The organism is Stenotrophomonas sp. JC08 (genome assembly GCF_052180205.1).
Taxonomy (GTDB): domain Bacteria; phylum Pseudomonadota; class Gammaproteobacteria; order Xanthomonadales; family Xanthomonadaceae; genus Stenotrophomonas.
This window is the reverse complement of sequence record NZ_CP197473.1, coordinates 1,563,269-1,579,424: the sequence shown is the minus strand read 5'-3', so window position 1 is coordinate 1,579,424 and position 16,156 is coordinate 1,563,269. Positions and strand designations below refer to the sequence as shown.

The window sequence follows — 16,156 nt, the reverse complement described above, 5'->3', positions numbered from 1 at the left end:
AGCACACCGTGGCCGCAGCCGCCGACAAATCCCGTAATTCCCCCGATACCAAGGAGGCTGCCGCCACGCCCCGGCGTTCGCTGCTGGTGACCGCCCTGATCGCCCTGCTGGCCGCTGGCGCCGCCGGTGGCGCGGTGTGGTATTTCACCCAGGGCAAGGTCGAGGCGGCGGTGAAGTCCTCGGCCCCGGCAAAGCGGGCGCCGGCGCCGGCCCAGTACGTCGCGCTCGACCCGGCTTTCGTGGTCAACCTCGACAGCACCTTCGACGGCCCACGCTACCTGCAGGTCGAAGTGCAGCTGATGACCCGCGACCCGGAGGCCGTGGCCGCGCTGCAGACCCACGCCCCGGCCATCCGCGCGCGGCTGCTGATGCTGTTTTCGCAGGTGCGGGTGGAACAGATCGCCGACCGCGCCGGCAAGGAGAAGCTGCAGGCCGAGGCGCTGGCCGAAGTGCACAAACTGATGAGCAGGGAGACCGGCAAGAAAAGTGCTGACGAACTGCTGTTCACCAGTTTCGTGACCCAGTAAGGCACCCCGATGAGCATCAACGATCTGCTGTCCCAGGACGAAATCGATGCGCTGCTGCATGGCGTCGATTCCGGCGAGGTCAACACCGAGGACGAGGGCCCGGCCCCCGGCGAAGCCCGCACCTACGATTTCGCCAGCCAGGACCGCATCATCCGCGGCCGCATGCCGACCCTGGAGATGGTCAACGAACGCTTCGCCCGCCTGTGGCGGATCGGCCTGTTCAACCTGATCCGGCGTTCGGCCGAGCTTTCGGTGCGCGGTATCGAGCTGATCAAGTTCGGCGACTACCTGCACTCGCTGTACGTGCCGACCAATCTCAACCTGATCCGTTTCAAGCCATTGCGTGGCACCGGCCTGATCGTGTTCGAGCCGACCCTGGTGTTCGCCGTGGTCGACAACTTCTTCGGCGGCGACGGCCGCTACCCCACCCGCATCGAGGGTCGCGAGTTCACCGCTACCGAGATGCGCGTGATCCACCTGATGATCAAGCAGACCTTCGCCGACCTGCGCGAGGCCTGGGGGCCGGTGATGAACGTGGACTTCGAGTACATCAACTCGGAGATCAACCCGCACTTTGCCAATATCGTCAGCCCGCGCGAGTACGTGGTGGTCACCCGCTTCCACGTCGAGCTGGATGGCGGTGGCGGCGACATCCACATCACCCTGCCGTATTCGATGCTGGAACCGATCCGCGAACTGCTCGATGCCGGCATCCAGAGCGACCGCAACGACCGCGACGAAAGCTGGGCAATCATGTTGCGCGAGCAGCTCAATTCCGCCGAAGTGGAGCTTTCCAGCGTGCTGGCCAAGCGCCGGATGAGCCTGCGCGACCTTACCCGGCTGAAGATCGGCGACATCCTGCCCATCGAGTTGCCCAAGGACGTGCCGCTGTGCGTGGAAGGCATTCCCGTCTTCACCGGCCAATTCGGCGTGGCCAACGAGCGCAACGCCATCAAGATCACCGCGACCCATCCGCCAGGCACCCGCAAGCCGCTGCCGGCGATCCAGGAAGAAAGCCATGACTGACACCCAGACCCCCGACACCCCGCAGGCCGCTCCGGCCCAGTTCGCCGACCTGAAGGCCGACGGCATCGCCACCACCGACCTGGACCTGGACGTGATCCTTGATGTGCCGGTGACCCTGTCGCTGGAGGTGGGCCGCGCGCGCGTGCCGATCCGCAACCTGCTGCAGCTCAACCAGGGCTCGGTGGTGGAACTGGAGCGCGGCGCCGGTGAATCACTGGACGTGTTCGTCAACGGCACCCTGATCGCCCACGGCGAAGTGGTGGTGATCAACGACCGTTTCGGCGTGCGCCTGACCGACGTGGTCAGCCCCGCCGAGCGGATCCGGAGACTGCGGTGATCGCACTGCTTGCCACGGTCACGCCGGCCGCGAAGACAAGCGCAGCGGTCGGCCAGCACGCGGCCACCACGCCGGGCATGTTCGGCGCGGTGTTCACCCTGCTGCTGGTGCTGGGCCTGATCATCGGCCTGGGCTGGCTGCTCAAGCGCCTGCCCGGCGGTGGTTTCCGTCCGGCCGAGGGCCTGAAGGTGGTCGCCAGCCTCAACGTGGGTGCCAAGGAGCGTGTGGTGGTGGTGGACATCAACGGCCAGCAGCTGCTGCTGGGCGTGACCGCCGGCGGCATCAACACCTTGCACCAGTTGCCCGAACCGTTGCGGCCCGCCGCCCCGGCACCGCTGCCGGACCTGCGGCAACTGCCGAATTTCGCCCAGATGCTGGCGCAGAAGCTGCGCAAGGAATCCTGAATCATGTCGGCCTCTCCCCTCCCCCGCGATTCCCGCCGTACCGGTTGGCAATGGTTGCTGGTGCTGGCGCTGTTCGCCTTTCCGCTGCTGGCGATGGCCACACCGGCCGGCCCGCAGATGCCGGTGCTGCCGGAGGTGAATGTCGGCAAGATCGGCAGCCAGCCGGTCAGCCTGCCGCTGCAGACCCTGCTGCTGATGACGGCCATCACCCTGCTGCCTTCGATGCTGCTGGTGCTGACCGCCTTCACCCGCATCATCATCGTGCTGGGCCTGCTGCGCCAGGCGCTGGGCACCGGGCAGACGCCGTCCAACCAGATCCTGCTGGGCCTTGCTATGTTCCTCACCGCGATGGTGATGATGCCGGTCTGGGACAAGGCCTGGTCCACCGGCATGGCGCCGTATCTGGACGGCCAGATCGACTTCCAGACCGCCTGGACACTGACCACCGGGCCGCTGCGCGCCTTCATGCTGGCGCAGGTACGCGAAACCGACCTGATGACCTTCGCCGGCCTGGCCGGCCATGGCGCCTACGCCAGCCCGGAGGCGATCCCGTTCCCGGTGCTGGTGGCCTCGTTCGTCACCAGCGAGCTGAAGACCGCCTTCGAGATCGGCTTTCTGATCTTCATCCCCTTCCTGATCATCGACCTGGTCGTGGCCAGCGTGCTGATGTCGATGGGCATGATGATGCTCTCGCCGATGCTGATCTCGGCGCCCTTCAAGATCCTGCTGTTCGTGCTGGTCGATGGCTGGGTGCTGGTCGTCGGCACCCTGGCCGCCAGCTTCAACGCGGTCTGACCGGAGCGCTGCAATGACCCCCGAACTCGCCCTGACCGAACTGCGTGGTGGCCTGGTCGCCACCCTCTGGGTTGCCGGCCCGCTGCTGCTTACCGTGCTGGTGATCGGCGTGGTGGTCGGCGTGATCCAGGCCGCCACCCAGTTGAATGAACCCACCATCGCCTTCGTCGCCAAGGCCGCCGGACTGACCGTGGCGCTGTTCGCGCTGGGCAGCCTGCTGATCGGACACCTGGTGGAATTCACCACGCTGCTGTTCCAGCGCATTCCGCACCTGATCGGTTAGCGCTCCCGTGGACAGTGCCACCCAGATGGCCATTGACGGGCAGCAGGCGTTCGCCCTGATCGGCACCACCTTGTGGACGATGCTGCGCATCGGCGCCATGGTGATGGCGATGCCGATGCTGGGCACCCGCGCGGTTCCGGGACGGGTACGGGCGATGCTGGCGATCGCCCTGTCGGTGGCGCTGGCTCCGGTACTGCCGCCGGTGCCGGTATGGAATGGCTTTGATGCCGCCACAGTGCTGACCATCGCCCGCGAGCTGGCGATCGGCATCTCCATCGGCTTCCTGTTCCGGCTGATCTTCGAAGCCGGCGCGATGGCCGGTGAAATGGTCGCGCAGGGCACCGGCCTGGCCTTCGCACAGATGAACGATCCGCTGCGCGGTGGCAGTTCCGGCGTGATCGGGCAGTGGTTCTATCTGCTGTTCGGGCTGCTGTTTTTCACCGTCAACGGCCATCTGGCCCTGATCTCGCTGCTGATGGACAGCTATCGGGCGCTGCCGATCGGTACCGCCGTGCCCGATCCACACGCGCTGGCGGCGATGGCGCCGACGCTGGCACTGCAGATTTTCCGCGGCGCACTGACGCTGGCACTGCCACTGACGGTAGCGATGCTGGCGGTCAACCTCGCCTTTGGCGTGCTGGCCCGCGCCGCGCCGGCATTGAACCCTATCCAGCTCGGCCTGCCGGTATCGTTGCTGCTGGGGATCCTGCTGCTGGCGCTGCTGGCCGGGGAAATGGGGCCGCCGGTCCAGCGTCTTTTCGATGCCGCATGGGATACCGCCGGCCAGATCCTGCAATAACAGATCTGCCGGTTCCGCCTGCCATCGGACCTCTATTGCCCTTCCCGCCAAGGATGTAGATAGTCGGCATCTATATGCGCAGCGGAGCGGTGCATTGAATCTTCCAGGGAGAAGGGACTGATGCTGAGCGGCAGCTGCAACCTGCTGTTTGTCGTGCTTTCGGTGCTGATCTCGATTCTTGCCTCGTTCACCGCACTGAGCATGGCCGACCGTGTCGCTGTCGCCCGCACCCGCCAGCATGCCCGCCTGTGGCTGGTGGGCGGCGGTATCGCGATGGGCGCGGGAATCTGGTCGATGCACTTCATCGGCATGCTGGCGTTCAAGCTCTCCATCCCGCTCGGCTACGACCTCGGGTTGACGCTGCTGTCGCTGCTGTCCGCCATCGCCAGCTCGCTGTTCGCGCTGTGGCTGGTATCCCGGCCCACGCTGCCGCACCTGCACCTGTTGCTCGGCGCACTGCTGGTGGGCCTGGGCATCGCGTGGATGCATTACAGCGGCATGGCCGCGCTGCTGATGCACCCGGCCATCGTCTACGACCGGTTCTGGCTGGCGCTGTCGATCGCCATCGCCGCTTCATGGAGCGCGCTGTTCATCGCCTTCCGCCTGCGCAACAGCACCCAGCCGCTGCCAGCCCGCATCGCCGCCGCAGGGGTGATGGGTCTGGCGATCGCCGGCATGCATTACACCGGCATGGTGGCCGCGCAATTCCCCGAAGGCAGTGTCTGCGGCGCCGCCGGTACCGGCGGGCTGCGCACCGAAGGGATGGCCGTCTTCGTGGTCGCGCTGACCCTGGTGGTGACCGGCGCGCTGCTGCTGATCGCGCTGCTGGAAGAGCGCATGCAGGCGCGCCTGCTGGCGGTCCACAACTCGCTGCTCAGCACCTCGCTGGATGACACCCGCAAAGAGCTGTTCCACGCCACCCTGCATGATCCGCTGACCGGCCTGCCCAATCGCCAGCTGGCGCGTGAGCGGCTTGAACGGCTCGGCGCCACGCCAGGCGAGGATGGCGGGACACTGGCGGTGTTCTCGCTCGACCTGGACGACCTGCGCCATATCAACGGTGCCTTCGGCCACCAGGCCGGTGACGCGGTACTGGTGGCGATGGCCGAACGCCTGCGCCAATATGCGGCCGGCGACAGGCTGGTGGCCCGCCTTGGCGGCGACCATTTCATCATTGCCAGCCACGTCAGGGATGAGGCCGAGGCGATGGCGGTGGCTGCGCACGTCATCACCCTGGTCAATACCCTGCGGGTCGGCAACCGCGACATCCGGGTCACCGCCAGCATCGGCTATGCCCTGCTGGACAACACATCCGGCTCGACCCAGCTGCTGCTGTCGCAGGCGGAAACCGCGATGCGCCATGCCAAACAGGCCGGCAGCAACAGCTGCCAGCAGTTCGCCGAATGGATGAATGACAGCGTCGAGCAGGACCTGCAATTGCTGGCCGACCTGCGCGATGCCATCGGCAGCGCCGACCTGCTGCTGTATTACCAGCCACGCGTCCATGCCGGCAGCGGCCGGGTATGTGGCGCCGAAGCGCTGTTGCGCTGGCAGCACCCGGAACATGGACTTATTCCTTCCGAACGCGTGCTGCGGCTGGCCGAACAGTACGACCTGATCGAATCACTGGGCCAGTGGATCCTCGACGCGGCCTGTCGGCAGCTGCGCAGCTGGCATGACGCCGGCAATGGCGACTGGCGCATGTCACTGAACCTGTCGCGGCGCCAGCTGCGTTCGGAAAAGCTGGCTGGGCAGATCGGTGAAGTGCTGCGGCACAACGCACTGGACCCTTCGCAGCTGATTCTGGAGATCAGCGAAAGCTCTGTAACCCGCCACGCCGATGCCGCCACCCGGCAGTTGCATGCGCTGGCGGCGCTGGGGGTGGGGATTTCCATCGACGACTTCGGCACCGGTTTCTCCAGCCTGTTGCGGCTGCGGCGCATCCCCGCAACGGAGCTCAAGATCGACCGCGCCTTCATCCTCGCCGTCGACGAGAGCGACGAGGATGTGGTGATCGTCTCGGCGGTCATCGCCCTGGGTCATGCGCTCAACATGGATGTGGTCGCCGAAGGCATCGAAACCCAGGGCCAGCGCACGTATATCGAGCGGCTCGGCTGCGATTACCTGCAGGGCAAGGTGCTGGGCCAGCCGGTCGACGCGGAAACCTTCCTGCGCCTGTACGGCGACACCGAGCCGGCGCCCTTCACGGAACGTCCGCTGCACCGGTAACGGCGGACAGGCTGGCGCGTAGCTCCCTGCACCGGATTCCACGTCCATGCAAGCACCGCAGGTTCGCCCGGGCGACATGGGCGCAACGCCCGATCGACCGGCAGCGTGCCTGGCAGGCCCTGCTGGAACAGTTCTTGCAACCAGACCCGTAACCCCCCGCTTGCGTGCTGTGCGATGTCCGAGAACGAACAGTCCGGCGAAAAGACCGAACTTCCCACCGAAAAGCGCCTGCGCGACGCCCGTGAGCAAGGCAATATCCCGCGCTCGCGCGAACTGGCCACCGCCGCAGTCTTCACCTCCGGGGTACTGGCGATCTACGCGCTGGCCGGCCATATCGGCAATGGCGCGCGCAGCTGGCTCAAAGCAGCGCTGGCACCGGAGCCGGCGCTGTTGCGCAACAGCGACCTGCTGTTCGGACATGCCGGCTGGCTGCTGCTGAAGCTGATGGTGGCGATATCGCCGCTGGTCGCCGTCTGCGTGCTGGCCAGCTTCATCTCGCCGGTGCTGATGGGCGGGCTGAGGTTTTCCAACAAATCGCTGGTGCCGGACTTCAAGCGGCTCAATCCGATGAGCGGCCTCAAGCGCCAGTACGGCCCCGAGGCGTTGGCCGAACTGGCCAAATCGCTGCTGCGCGTGCTGTTCGTCGGTACCGCTGCCGGCCTGAGCATCTGGCACGGCATCGACGGTCTGCGCGGATTGCTGCACCAGCCGCTGGAAGCGGCGGCACGCAACGGGCTCGGTTTCACCCTGCAGTTGCTGCTGGCCACGGCCGGGGCGATGGCGGTGCTGGCCGCCATCGATGCGCCGTACCAGAAATGGAACTGGCTGCGGAAATTGAAGATGACCCGCGAGGAGCTCAAGCGCGAGCTCAAGGAGAGCGAGGGCAGCCCCGAGGTCAAGGGCCGCATCCGCCAGATGCAGATGCAGCTGTCGCAGCGGCAGATGATGGAGGCGGTGCCGTCTGCCGATGTGGTGGTGGTCAATCCCACCCATTACGCGGTGGCACTGAAATACGAGGGCGGCCGCATGAGCGCTCCCACGGTGGTGGCGCGCGGCGTGGATGAAATGGCGCTGCGCATCCGCCAGGTGGCCGACGGCAACAAGGTCGCCATCGTCTCGGCACCACCTTTGGCACGCGCCTTGTATCGGGAAGGGCAACTCGGCAAGGAAATCCCCGTGAGACTGTATTCGGCCGTCGCCCAGGTCCTGTCCTACGTCTACCAGCTGCGCCAATGGCGCACCGGCCCCATGCCCGCACTGCCGCCGCTGGAGGTGGATGAGTTCGGCAAGGGAGGACGTGCATGAGCACCACTTCGATGCCGCCCACTGTGCGCCGCGCGCTGGAAATGCTGCGCAACGGCCTTGGCACGCCGCTGATCGTGCTGGCGCTGCTGGCGATGGTGGTTGTGCCGCTGGCCGCGCCGGTGCTCGATGCCCTGTTCACCTTCAACATCGCCATCTCGCTGATGGTCCTGCTGGCGGTGGTGTACGTGCAGCGCCCGCTGGACTTCACCATTTTCCCGATCGTGCTGCTGGTCACCACCATGCTGCGGCTGGCGCTGAACGTGGCCTCCACCCGCGTGATCCTGCTCAACGGCCAGGACGGACAGGACGCCGCCGGCAAGGTGATCGCCTCGTTCGGCGAATTCGTGATCGGTGGCAACTACGCGGTCGGTATCGTCGTGTTCGCGATCCTGACCATCATCAATTTCGTGGTCATCACCAAGGGCGCCGGACGCGTGTCCGAAGTGGCCGCGCGCTTCACCCTCGACGCGATGCCCGGCAAGCAGATGGCGATCGACGCCGACCTCAACGCCGGTTTGCTGACGCGCGAGGAGGCCAAGCTGCGCCGCGAGGAAGTGCGCGAGGAAGCCGACTTCTACGGCGCGATGGACGGTGCCAACAAGTTCATCCGCGGCGACGCGATCGCCGGCATCCTGATCCTGTTCATCAACCTGATCGGCGGCCTGGCCGTCGGCGTCCTGCAGCACGGCATGCCATTCGGCGACGCGGCAGCCACCTACACCCTGCTGTCGATCGGTGACGGTCTGGTGGCGCAGCTGCCGGCGCTGCTGGTGTCCAGTGCGGTCGCACTGCTGGTTACCCGCGCCTCGCGCCGGCAGGACATGAGCCAGGCGATGATGGGCCAGGTGTTCGGCCAGTACCGCGCGTTGGCCATCGCCGCCGGCATCATCGGTCTGGTCGGGCTGGTACCGGGCATGCCCAACGTCGCTTTCCTGACGCTGGCCGCGATTCTGGCGTTCCTGGCCTGGAAATTGTGGAAGCGCGACAGCGCCGCCGCGGCGAGTGCGCAGCCAGCGGCCGCCGCTCCGGGCGATATTCCGGGGCTGCCGTCCTCCGCGCCGGCGGCCACCGCCGAACTGAGCTGGGACGAGCTGCGCCCGATCGACCCGCTGGGTCTGGAGGTCGGCTATCGGCTGATCCCGCTGGTGGACAAGAACCAGGGGGGCGAACTGATGGCGCGCATCAAGGGCGTGCGCCGCAAGCTCACCCAGGATGTCGGCTTCCTCATTCCCTCGGTACATATCCGCGACAACCTGGAACTGCCGCCCAGCGGCTACCGCCTGCTGGTCCACGGCGTGCCGGTGGCCAGTGCCGAGATCCACCCCGACCGCGAACTGGCGCTGGATCCGGGCAGCGCGCTGGGCCAGCTCGACGGCATCGCCGGCAAGGACCCCGCATTCGGTCTGGATGCCACCTGGATCCAGCCGCACCAGCGCGCCCATGCCGAATCGCTGGGCTACACCGTGGTCGATCCGGCCACCGTGGTCGCCACCCACCTGTCGCACCTGATCCGCGAACACGCGCCGGAGCTGCTCGGCCACGAGGAAGTCCAGCAGCTGCTGGCGACGCTGGCCAAGAGCGCGCCCAAGCTGGTGGAAGACCTCACTCCGAAGGCGCTGCCGATCTCCGTCGTCGCGCGCGTGCTGCAGAACCTGCTCACCGAACGCATCCCGGTGCGCCAGCTGCGCAAGATCGCCGAGGCACTGGTGGAGAACGCCGCGCAGACCCAGGACCCGGCCGCGCTCACCGCCGCGGTACGCAACGCATTGGGCCGTTTCATCGTGCAGGAGATCGCCGGGATGGCGCCGGAGCTTCCGGTGTTCACCCTCAATCCGCAATTGGAACGGGTCTTGCAAGAATCCACACAAGGCAATGGTGCCGCACTGGAACCCGGTCTCGCCGAACGCCTCCACCAGAGTCTTGCCGAATGTGTCGGCAAGCAGGAGGCACGCAACGAGCCGGCGGTGGTGCTGGTACCGGGCCCGGTCCGCGCCGCACTCGCCCGGATGGTCCGCCACAGCGTCCCCGCGCTGTCGGTACTGGCCTACAGCGAAGTGCCGGAGGACAAGCGCCTGAAGCTGGTCGGCACGATCAGCTGAAGCACTGGAACCCGGCACCGGTGACGTAAACCGGACGCCTGAAAAAACCGCAGCAACGAAGGACGCAGGAGCTACCACCGCCATGTTCAACAGCAACAGCCACCCATCGCCTTCGTCGCAACCGCATTCAAATTCCCGGTACCACAGCATGAAAATCAAACGTTTCGTCGCCGCCGACATGCGCACCGCCATGAACCTGGTCCGCAAGGAACACGGTCCGGACGCGGTGATCCTGTCCAACCGGCGGATCGAGGAAGGTGTCGAGATCGTGGCGGCGGCCAACTACGACGAAGCCGCTGTGCAACGCGCCCTGGAAGCCAGCCGCCCGGCCCCGGCGAAGCCGGCCAAGCCACGCAGCGCCGCCGAAGCGATCATGGCCGCCGTCACCCGGCGCAAGACTGCCGAGCCGGAAGCCGTCATTCCCACCGCTTCCGCCGTGGCCGCGCTGGCCCGCTCGGCGGTGGGCGCCACCGGCCGTTCCCTGGACAGCAGCGCCGACCTGCTGCCGCGGCACAGCCGCTTTGCCGCAATGCTGCAGCCGCAGCCGCCATCGCCACCACAGCCGCGCGCCGATACCCCAGCGGCAGCGCAACAGACCTTCGCCACCCTGCCTCCTGCCGACGATGCGCCGGTGGTGCCGGCCTTCCTCGCCCCCGGTACTGCCCGCCCGGCGGCGGCACTCGCCGAGATTCCGGCACCACCGCCGGCAACCGCGACGGCGGGCGTGGGCACCCGCGCCAATTTCATGATCGACGACACCCCGGCAGACATTGCGTCGATCACCCGGGACGCAATGCCGACGCCGCCGCCGGCGCCGACGTTGCCGCCACTGCCGGTCGCCGCAGAACCGCAGCCGGCAGTCGCCGCAGTCGCGGCCACCGAACCGGCGCCGGTGCCGTCGCTGGTCGCCGTCGACAGCACGCCACGCGATGACACCCAGATGCTGGAGCTGCGCCGCGAAGTGGCCGACATGCGCCAGCTGATCGAGCGCGAGATGAGCCGTTTCACCGATGAGCGCCTGCGCGGCAGCGCGGTGCGTGCCAACGCGCTGGATCTGATGGAGGAATACGGCTTCGACGCCGGCCTGGCGCGTGATGTGGTGATGCAGATTCCGCTGGGCACTGATCCGGCCCGTGCCCGTGGGCTGATGCTGGGGCTGATCTCGCGCAAGCTGCCGATCGCCCCGATCGATCCGATCGAGACCGGCGGCGTCATCGCCCTGGTCGGCCCCACCGGCGCCGGCAAGACCACCACCATCGCCAAGCTGGCCTCGCGTTTCGCCGAAGCCCATGCCGCCCGCGACGTGGCGCTGGTCACCACCGACACCCAGCGCATCGGCGCCCGCGAGCAGCTGTACGGTTTCGGCCGCCAGCTCGGCATTGCCGTGCACGAGGCCAACAGCGGCACCAACCTCAACCAGCTGCTGGAACGGCTGGCCGACTACAAGCTGGTGCTGATCGACACCGCCGGGCTGGGCCAGCGCGACCGTGCCCTCGCCGCGCAGCTGCAGTGGCTGCGTGCCGCCGGCCAGATCCGCACCCTGCTGGTGCTTCCGGCCAACACCAGCTTCCAGGACATGGATGAAGTGGTGCGCCGCTTCGGTGCCGCCAATCCGCAGGGGCTGGTGCTGACCAAGCTCGATGAGACCGGCCGCTTCGGTTCGGCACTGTCGGTGGCGGTCGATCACAGCCTGCCGATCACCTGGGTGACGGACGGCCAGGACGTTCCGGAGGACCTGCACCGCGCCTCTGCGGCCAATCTCGTACTTCGCCTTGAAGATTTGCGCCGCGCGGCCGATATGCCCTGCAACATGGAGTTCAACAATGCCGTCGCGTGAGTACGCCCAACTGACCAACACCTTCCCGCTGTCGGCCACCCGCCGCCAGCCGGCCGGCCCGGTGCGCACCATCGCGGTCACCGGTGGCAAGGGCGGCGTCGGCAAGACCAACATCTCGGCCAACATGGCCGTGGCGCTGGCCGGGATGGGCAAGCGCACGCTGCTGCTGGACGCCGATCTGGGCCTGGCCAACATCGACGTGATCCTCGGCCTCAAGCCCACGCACACCCTGGCCGACCTGGTCGCCGGGCGCTGCACGCTGGAGGAGCTGATCCTGGAAGGCCCGAACGGGGTGCTGGTGGTGCCGGCCGCGTCCGGTCGCCGGCACATGGCCGAACTGCAGCCGGCCGAACACGTCGGCCTGGTCAACGTGTTCTCCGAGCTGGAACGCGACCTGGACGTGATGATCATCGACACCGCCGCCGGCATCACCGACAGCGTGCTGACCTTCTGCCAGGCCGCGCAGGACACCGTGGTGGTGGTCTGCGACGAACCGGCCTCGATCACCGACGCCTACGCGCTGATCAAGGTGCTCTCGCGCGAACGTGGCGTGGACCGCGTGCAGGTGGTGGCCAACATGGCGCGCGATGCCAACGAAGGCCGCGTGCTGTACGAGAAGCTGGTGCGCGTGTGCGACAAGTTCCTCGCCGACGTGTCGCTGAACTACCTGGGCTGCGTGCCACAGGACGACTGGCTGCGGCTGTCGGTCCAGCGCCAGCAGCCGGTGATGAAGGCCTACCCGTCCTCGCCGGCCGCGCTGGCGATCCAGGAGATCGCCCGTCGCACCGCCCGCTGGGAAGCACCGACCGAGGCCCGTGGCGGCGTGGAGTTCTTCCTGGAGCGCATCATCCAGCGCGGGGTGCCTGCATGAACGCCGCCGCCCAGTACCGCGAAGTGCAGCGTGCCAGCAGCAACGACTGCATCACCCGGCATGCCGACCTGGTGCGCCGCATCGCCCATCACCTGGCCGCGCGCCTGCCGGCCAGCGTCGAGGTCGACGACCTGATCCAGGCCGGCATGATGGGCCTGCTGGAAGCCTCGCGCAGCTATGACGCCGATCAGGGCGCCTCGTTCGAGACCTACGCCTCGATCCGCATCCGCGGCTCGATGATCGACGAGATCCGCCGCGGCGACTGGGTGCCACGCTCGGTGCACCGCCGCGCCCGTGAAGCCGCCAACACCATCCGCCGCATCGAGCAGGCCAGTGGCCGCGCCGCCAGCGCCACCGAAGTGGCCGAAGCGATGGAGCTGCCGCTGGACGAATACATGCGGCTGGTCGAGGACGCCTCGCGCGGCCAGGTACTGAGCCTGGAGTCGCGCATCGAGGACCAGGGCGAACTGGATACCCCGACCACCGGCGGCCCGACCCCGCTGCAGGTGCTTGAACGCAGCCAGTTCGGCGCCGAGCTGGGCAAGGCCATCGCCCAGCTGCCCGAACGCGAACAGCTGGTGCTGTCGCTGTACTACGAGCAGGAATTGAACCTGAAGGAAATTGGCGCAGTGCTGGGCGTGAGCGAGTCGCGGGTCTGCCAGATCCACGGCCAGGCGGCGCTGCGCCTGCGCAGCCGGTTGAAAACATTCGAGGCGGCCGATGCCGGCCTCGAGGAATCATGAAGAGGAAAGCCCTTTGAACAAGAACATGCGCATCCTGATCGTCGACGACTTCTCGACCATGCGCCGCATCGTCAAGAACCTGCTCGGCGACCTGGGCTTCACCAATACCGCCGAGGCCGAGGACGGGCATGCCGCGCTGTCGCTGCTGCAGAGCCAGCCGTTCGATTTCATCGTCACCGACTGGAACATGCCGGTGATGACCGGCATCGAGCTGCTCAGGGCGGTGCGCGCCGATCCCAAGCTCAAGACCCTGCCGGTGCTGATGGTGACCGCCGAGGCCAAGCGCGAGCAGATCATCGAAGCCGCACAGGCCGGCGTGAACGGCTACATCATCAAGCCGTTCACCGCGCAGACGCTGGAAGAGAAGCTCGGCAAGATCTTTGAACGCCTGGCGGCGAGCGCCTGATGGTCACGCCCCCCGATACCGCAGGCGACCGCAATGCGCTGATCCAGCATCTGCAGGAGGCGCTGGGCGCGCTGGAAAGCGGCGACGAGGCCGGCTGGCGCCAGGAAATCGACGCGCTGGCCGCGCTGCGCACGCAGCCGATGATGGCCGGACTGGGCCGGCTGGCACGCGAGCTCGGCCAGGCGCTGGGCGACCTGCCCACCGTGCCCAGCGATGCCGGCGAGCTGGATGATGCCTGCGCGCGCCTGGACCACGTCGTGGAGATGACCGAGAAGGCCACCCACCGCACGCTGGACCTGGCCGAACAGTGCCGCGAGCTGGTCACCGGCCTGCGCGAAAGCCGCCTGCCGGCAGTCGAGCACGAACAGGCGCTGGAGCAGATCCGCCGCAACCTCACCGAGATCGCCCTGACCCAGAGCTACCAGGACCTTACCGGCCAGATCATCCGCCGCGTGGTCAGCATCGTCCGTCGCGTACACGAGGGCTTCGGCGCGCTGGGACTGCCGCAGCCGGAAGAAGAAGCACCGGGCAACACACTGGCCGGCCCTGCCGTGGGCGGACTGGACCGTCACGCCGTTTCCCAGCACGACGCCGACGATCTGCTTTCCGATTTGGGGCTGTAAGCGCATGAGTGCCTTTGCCGACGACATCGCCGCCGACTTCATCCTTGAAGCCCAGGAAATCCTCGACCGCCTCGGCGAACAGCTGGTCACGCTGGAGCAGGCGCCACAGGACGCCGAGCAGCTCAACCTGGTGTTCCGCGGTTTCCATACGCTCAAGGGCGGCGCCGGCTTCCTGTCGATCACACCGATGGTCGAGCTGTGCCATGTCGCCGAAGAAACACTGGGGCTGGCGCGCTCGGGCAAGGCCGAGTTGCTGGCCCACCATTTCGACGCCGCCCAGCAATCACTGGACTGGCTGCAGTCCATGCTCGACGCCGTGGCCGCCGGCACCGAGCCGGTGCACGCCCCGGCCAGCCTGATCGCCCAGTTCGATATCGGTGCTGCACCCGCCCCAGCTCCGGTCAAGGCCGTGGCAACGGTCGCCGCCGGGAACGACAGCGACCTGATCAGCGAGGACGAATTCGAGGCCCTGCTTGATGCGCTGCACGGCAGCACCGCACCCGGTGCCACGCTGGCGGCGAAGGCCGATGAAGAGCTGATCAGCGAAGACGAGTTCGAAGCCCTGCTCGACCAGCTGCACGGGGGTGCCGCGCCCGGTGCGCAACCGCTGGCCACCGTCACTGCCCCGGCTCCCCCGCCGCGACCGGTCCCGGTCCCTGCCCCGGCGCCGAAACCCACCGCGCCGCCCAAGTCAGCCGCCAAAGCGGTGGAACCGGAGCAGACGGTGCGCGTGGACACCAAGCGGCTGGATGCCATCGTCAACCTGATCGGCGAACTGGTGCTGTCCCGCAACCGCCTCAAGACGCTGCGCACGCGGTTGAAGGACGAGGAGCTGGACCGCGCCGTTTCCACCCTGGATATCGCCACCGCGCGGTTGCAATCGGCGGTCATGCGTACCCGCATGCAGCCGGTCGGCAAAGTGTTCTCGCGCTTTCCCAAGGTCGCCCGCGACGTCGCCCGCGCGATGGACAAGGAAGTCGATCTGGAACTGGTCGGCGCCGACACCGAGCTGGATCGCAACCTGGTCGAGGCGCTGGCCGACCCGCTGGTGCATCTGGTGCGCAACGCCATCGACCACGGTGTGGAAGCCCCCGACCTGCGCGAAGCGCAAGGCAAGCCGCGCATGGGCCACGTCCGCCTGTCCGCCCAGCAGGAAGGCGACTACGTCTCCATCGAGATCCAGGACGATGGCGCCGGCATCGACCCCGAACGCCTGCGCGCCAAGGCCCGCGAGAAGGGGCTGATCGACCCGGAAGCCGCCGCACGCCTGAGCAGCGAGGAATGCCTGCACCTGGTGTTCCTACCGGGATTTTCGACCAAACAGCAGGTCACCGACATCTCCGGTCGCGGCGTCGGCATGGACGTTGTGCAGTCGCGCATCCGCGAGCTCAGCGGCCAGATCCAGATCCAGTCCGAACTCGGCCGTGGCAGCCGCTTCCTGATCCGCGTGCCGCTGACCCTGGCGATCCTGCCGACCCTACTGGTGCAGGCCGGTCAGGATGTCTACGCGCTGCCGCTGGCGAGGGTGATGGAGGTGCTGCATGCACCGGCCACCTCGCTGGGCTGGTTCGACGGTCGCGCGGTACTGGACCGCAAGTCGCACACGCTGGCGCTGGTGGACCTGCGCCAGTGGCTGGCCGTGCCGCCAACCCCGTCCCCGCTGCTGACCATCGTCGTGCTGCAGGTCGGTGAAGCCCGCTTCGGACTGGTCGTGGACCAGGTGCGCGGCCGCGAGGAAGTGGTGATCAAGCCGCTGCCCAAGGCGCTGCGCGGATTGCGTGGCTATGCCGGCGCGACCCTGATCGGCGACGGCCGCATGGCACTGATTCTCGACGTCGATGGCCTGCGCAACCCGCAGGACTGACGCGCTTC

The 16,156-nt window shown here is 67.5% G+C and carries 16 protein-coding genes; all 16 read left to right on the top strand.

Annotated features, from left to right (window positions below; all coding sequences use genetic code 11):
- The first annotated feature begins 8 nt into the window (after positions 1–8).
- The 16 genes from ACSBPQ_RS07215 to ACSBPQ_RS07140 all read left to right on the top strand — a co-directional run bounded on the left by ACSBPQ_RS07215 (position 9) and on the right by ACSBPQ_RS07140 (position 16,148).
- The gene (locus ACSBPQ_RS07215) at positions 9–527 is read left to right on the top strand and encodes a flagellar basal body-associated FliL family protein (protein WP_442684341.1); all 519 of its coding nucleotides are present in this window, start codon (positions 9–11) and stop codon (positions 525–527) included.
- A 9-nt stretch (positions 528–536) separates the two neighbouring features.
- On the top strand, positions 537–1,553 hold the full coding sequence (gene fliM, locus ACSBPQ_RS07210; RefSeq protein ID WP_442684340.1) for a flagellar motor switch protein FliM: 1,017 nt from the start codon (positions 537–539) through the stop codon (positions 1,551–1,553).
- Positions 1,546–1,890 (top strand): flagellar motor switch protein FliN, encoded by a 345-nt coding sequence (gene fliN, locus ACSBPQ_RS07205; RefSeq protein ID WP_442684339.1) that lies wholly within the window; start codon positions 1,546–1,548, stop codon positions 1,888–1,890. The genes fliM and fliN overlap by 8 nt, the downstream gene beginning before the upstream one ends.
- Complete coding sequence (gene fliO / locus ACSBPQ_RS07200) at positions 1,887–2,294, top strand: flagellar biosynthetic protein FliO (protein WP_442684338.1); 408 nt, start codon at positions 1,887–1,889, stop codon at positions 2,292–2,294. The genes fliN and fliO overlap by 4 nt, the downstream gene beginning before the upstream one ends.
- A gap of 3 nt (positions 2,295–2,297) precedes the next feature.
- Positions 2,298–3,089, top strand: coding sequence for a flagellar type III secretion system pore protein FliP (gene fliP / locus ACSBPQ_RS07195; protein ID WP_442684337.1), 792 nt, complete (start codon positions 2,298–2,300; stop codon positions 3,087–3,089).
- 13 nt (positions 3,090–3,102) lie between these two features.
- Positions 3,103–3,372: a flagellar biosynthetic protein FliQ gene (locus tag ACSBPQ_RS07190; protein WP_442684336.1), complete on the top strand. Its 270-nt coding sequence runs from the start codon at positions 3,103–3,105 to the stop codon at positions 3,370–3,372.
- Between the two features lie 7 nt (positions 3,373–3,379).
- Entirely contained in the window at positions 3,380–4,171 is a 792-nt protein-coding gene (gene fliR, locus ACSBPQ_RS07185) for a flagellar biosynthetic protein FliR (protein ID WP_442684335.1), read from the top strand.
- Between the two features lie 120 nt (positions 4,172–4,291).
- Positions 4,292–6,400, top strand: a complete 2,109-nt coding sequence (locus tag ACSBPQ_RS07180) for a putative bifunctional diguanylate cyclase/phosphodiesterase (protein ID WP_442684334.1) — start codon at positions 4,292–4,294, stop codon at positions 6,398–6,400.
- Positions 6,401–6,574: 174 nt separating this feature from the next.
- Positions 6,575–7,705, top strand: coding sequence for a flagellar biosynthesis protein FlhB (gene flhB, locus ACSBPQ_RS07175; RefSeq protein WP_442684333.1), 1,131 nt, complete (start codon positions 6,575–6,577; stop codon positions 7,703–7,705).
- Positions 7,702–9,804, top strand: a complete 2,103-nt coding sequence (flhA, locus tag ACSBPQ_RS07170; RefSeq protein WP_442684332.1) for a flagellar biosynthesis protein FlhA — start codon at positions 7,702–7,704, stop codon at positions 9,802–9,804. The genes flhB and flhA overlap by 4 nt, the downstream gene beginning before the upstream one ends.
- A 148-nt stretch (positions 9,805–9,952) precedes the next feature.
- The gene (locus ACSBPQ_RS07165) at positions 9,953–11,641 is read left to right on the top strand and encodes an AAA family ATPase (RefSeq protein WP_442684331.1); all 1,689 of its coding nucleotides are present in this window, start codon (positions 9,953–9,955) and stop codon (positions 11,639–11,641) included.
- Positions 11,628–12,512: a MinD/ParA family ATP-binding protein gene (locus tag ACSBPQ_RS07160; protein WP_442684330.1), complete on the top strand. Its 885-nt coding sequence runs from the start codon at positions 11,628–11,630 to the stop codon at positions 12,510–12,512. Before ACSBPQ_RS07165 ends, ACSBPQ_RS07160 begins: the two co-directional genes overlap by 14 nt.
- Positions 12,509–13,255, top strand: a complete 747-nt coding sequence (locus tag ACSBPQ_RS07155) for an RNA polymerase sigma factor FliA (protein WP_442684329.1) — start codon at positions 12,509–12,511, stop codon at positions 13,253–13,255. The genes ACSBPQ_RS07160 and ACSBPQ_RS07155 overlap by 4 nt, the downstream gene beginning before the upstream one ends.
- A gap of 13 nt (positions 13,256–13,268) precedes the next feature.
- A complete protein-coding gene (cheY, locus tag ACSBPQ_RS07150) occupies positions 13,269–13,661 on the top strand; it encodes a chemotaxis response regulator CheY (RefSeq protein ID WP_442684328.1) in 393 nt (130 codons plus the stop codon).
- Complete coding sequence (locus ACSBPQ_RS07145; protein ID WP_442684327.1) at positions 13,661–14,284, top strand: protein phosphatase CheZ; 624 nt, start codon at positions 13,661–13,663, stop codon at positions 14,282–14,284. The genes cheY and ACSBPQ_RS07145 overlap by 1 nt, the downstream gene beginning before the upstream one ends.
- Positions 14,285–14,288: 4 nt before the next feature.
- Entirely contained in the window at positions 14,289–16,148 is a 1,860-nt protein-coding gene (locus tag ACSBPQ_RS07140; protein ID WP_442684326.1) for a chemotaxis protein CheA, read from the top strand.
- Positions 16,149–16,156: the final 8 nt, after the last annotated feature.

Coding starts and splice junctions, on each gene's coding strand:
- ACSBPQ_RS07145 (WP_442684327.1), top strand. CDS start 13,661: ATGGTCACGCCCCCCGATACCGCAGGCGACCGCAATGCGCTGATCCAG.
- fliM (WP_442684340.1), top strand. CDS start 537: ATGAGCATCAACGATCTGCTGTCCCAGGACGAAATCGATGCGCTGCTG.
- ACSBPQ_RS07165 (WP_442684331.1), top strand. CDS start 9,953: ATGAAAATCAAACGTTTCGTCGCCGCCGACATGCGCACCGCCATGAAC.
- fliP (WP_442684337.1), top strand. CDS start 2,298: ATGTCGGCCTCTCCCCTCCCCCGCGATTCCCGCCGTACCGGTTGGCAA.
- flhA (WP_442684332.1), top strand. CDS start 7,702: ATGAGCACCACTTCGATGCCGCCCACTGTGCGCCGCGCGCTGGAAATG.
- fliN (WP_442684339.1), top strand. CDS start 1,546: ATGACTGACACCCAGACCCCCGACACCCCGCAGGCCGCTCCGGCCCAG.
- ACSBPQ_RS07160 (WP_442684330.1), top strand. CDS start 11,628: ATGCCGTCGCGTGAGTACGCCCAACTGACCAACACCTTCCCGCTGTCG.
- ACSBPQ_RS07190 (WP_442684336.1), top strand. CDS start 3,103: ATGACCCCCGAACTCGCCCTGACCGAACTGCGTGGTGGCCTGGTCGCC.
- ACSBPQ_RS07155 (WP_442684329.1), top strand. CDS start 12,509: ATGAACGCCGCCGCCCAGTACCGCGAAGTGCAGCGTGCCAGCAGCAAC.
- ACSBPQ_RS07180 (WP_442684334.1), top strand. CDS start 4,292: ATGCTGAGCGGCAGCTGCAACCTGCTGTTTGTCGTGCTTTCGGTGCTG.
- flhB (WP_442684333.1), top strand. CDS start 6,575: ATGTCCGAGAACGAACAGTCCGGCGAAAAGACCGAACTTCCCACCGAA.
- ACSBPQ_RS07140 (WP_442684326.1), top strand. CDS start 14,289: ATGAGTGCCTTTGCCGACGACATCGCCGCCGACTTCATCCTTGAAGCC.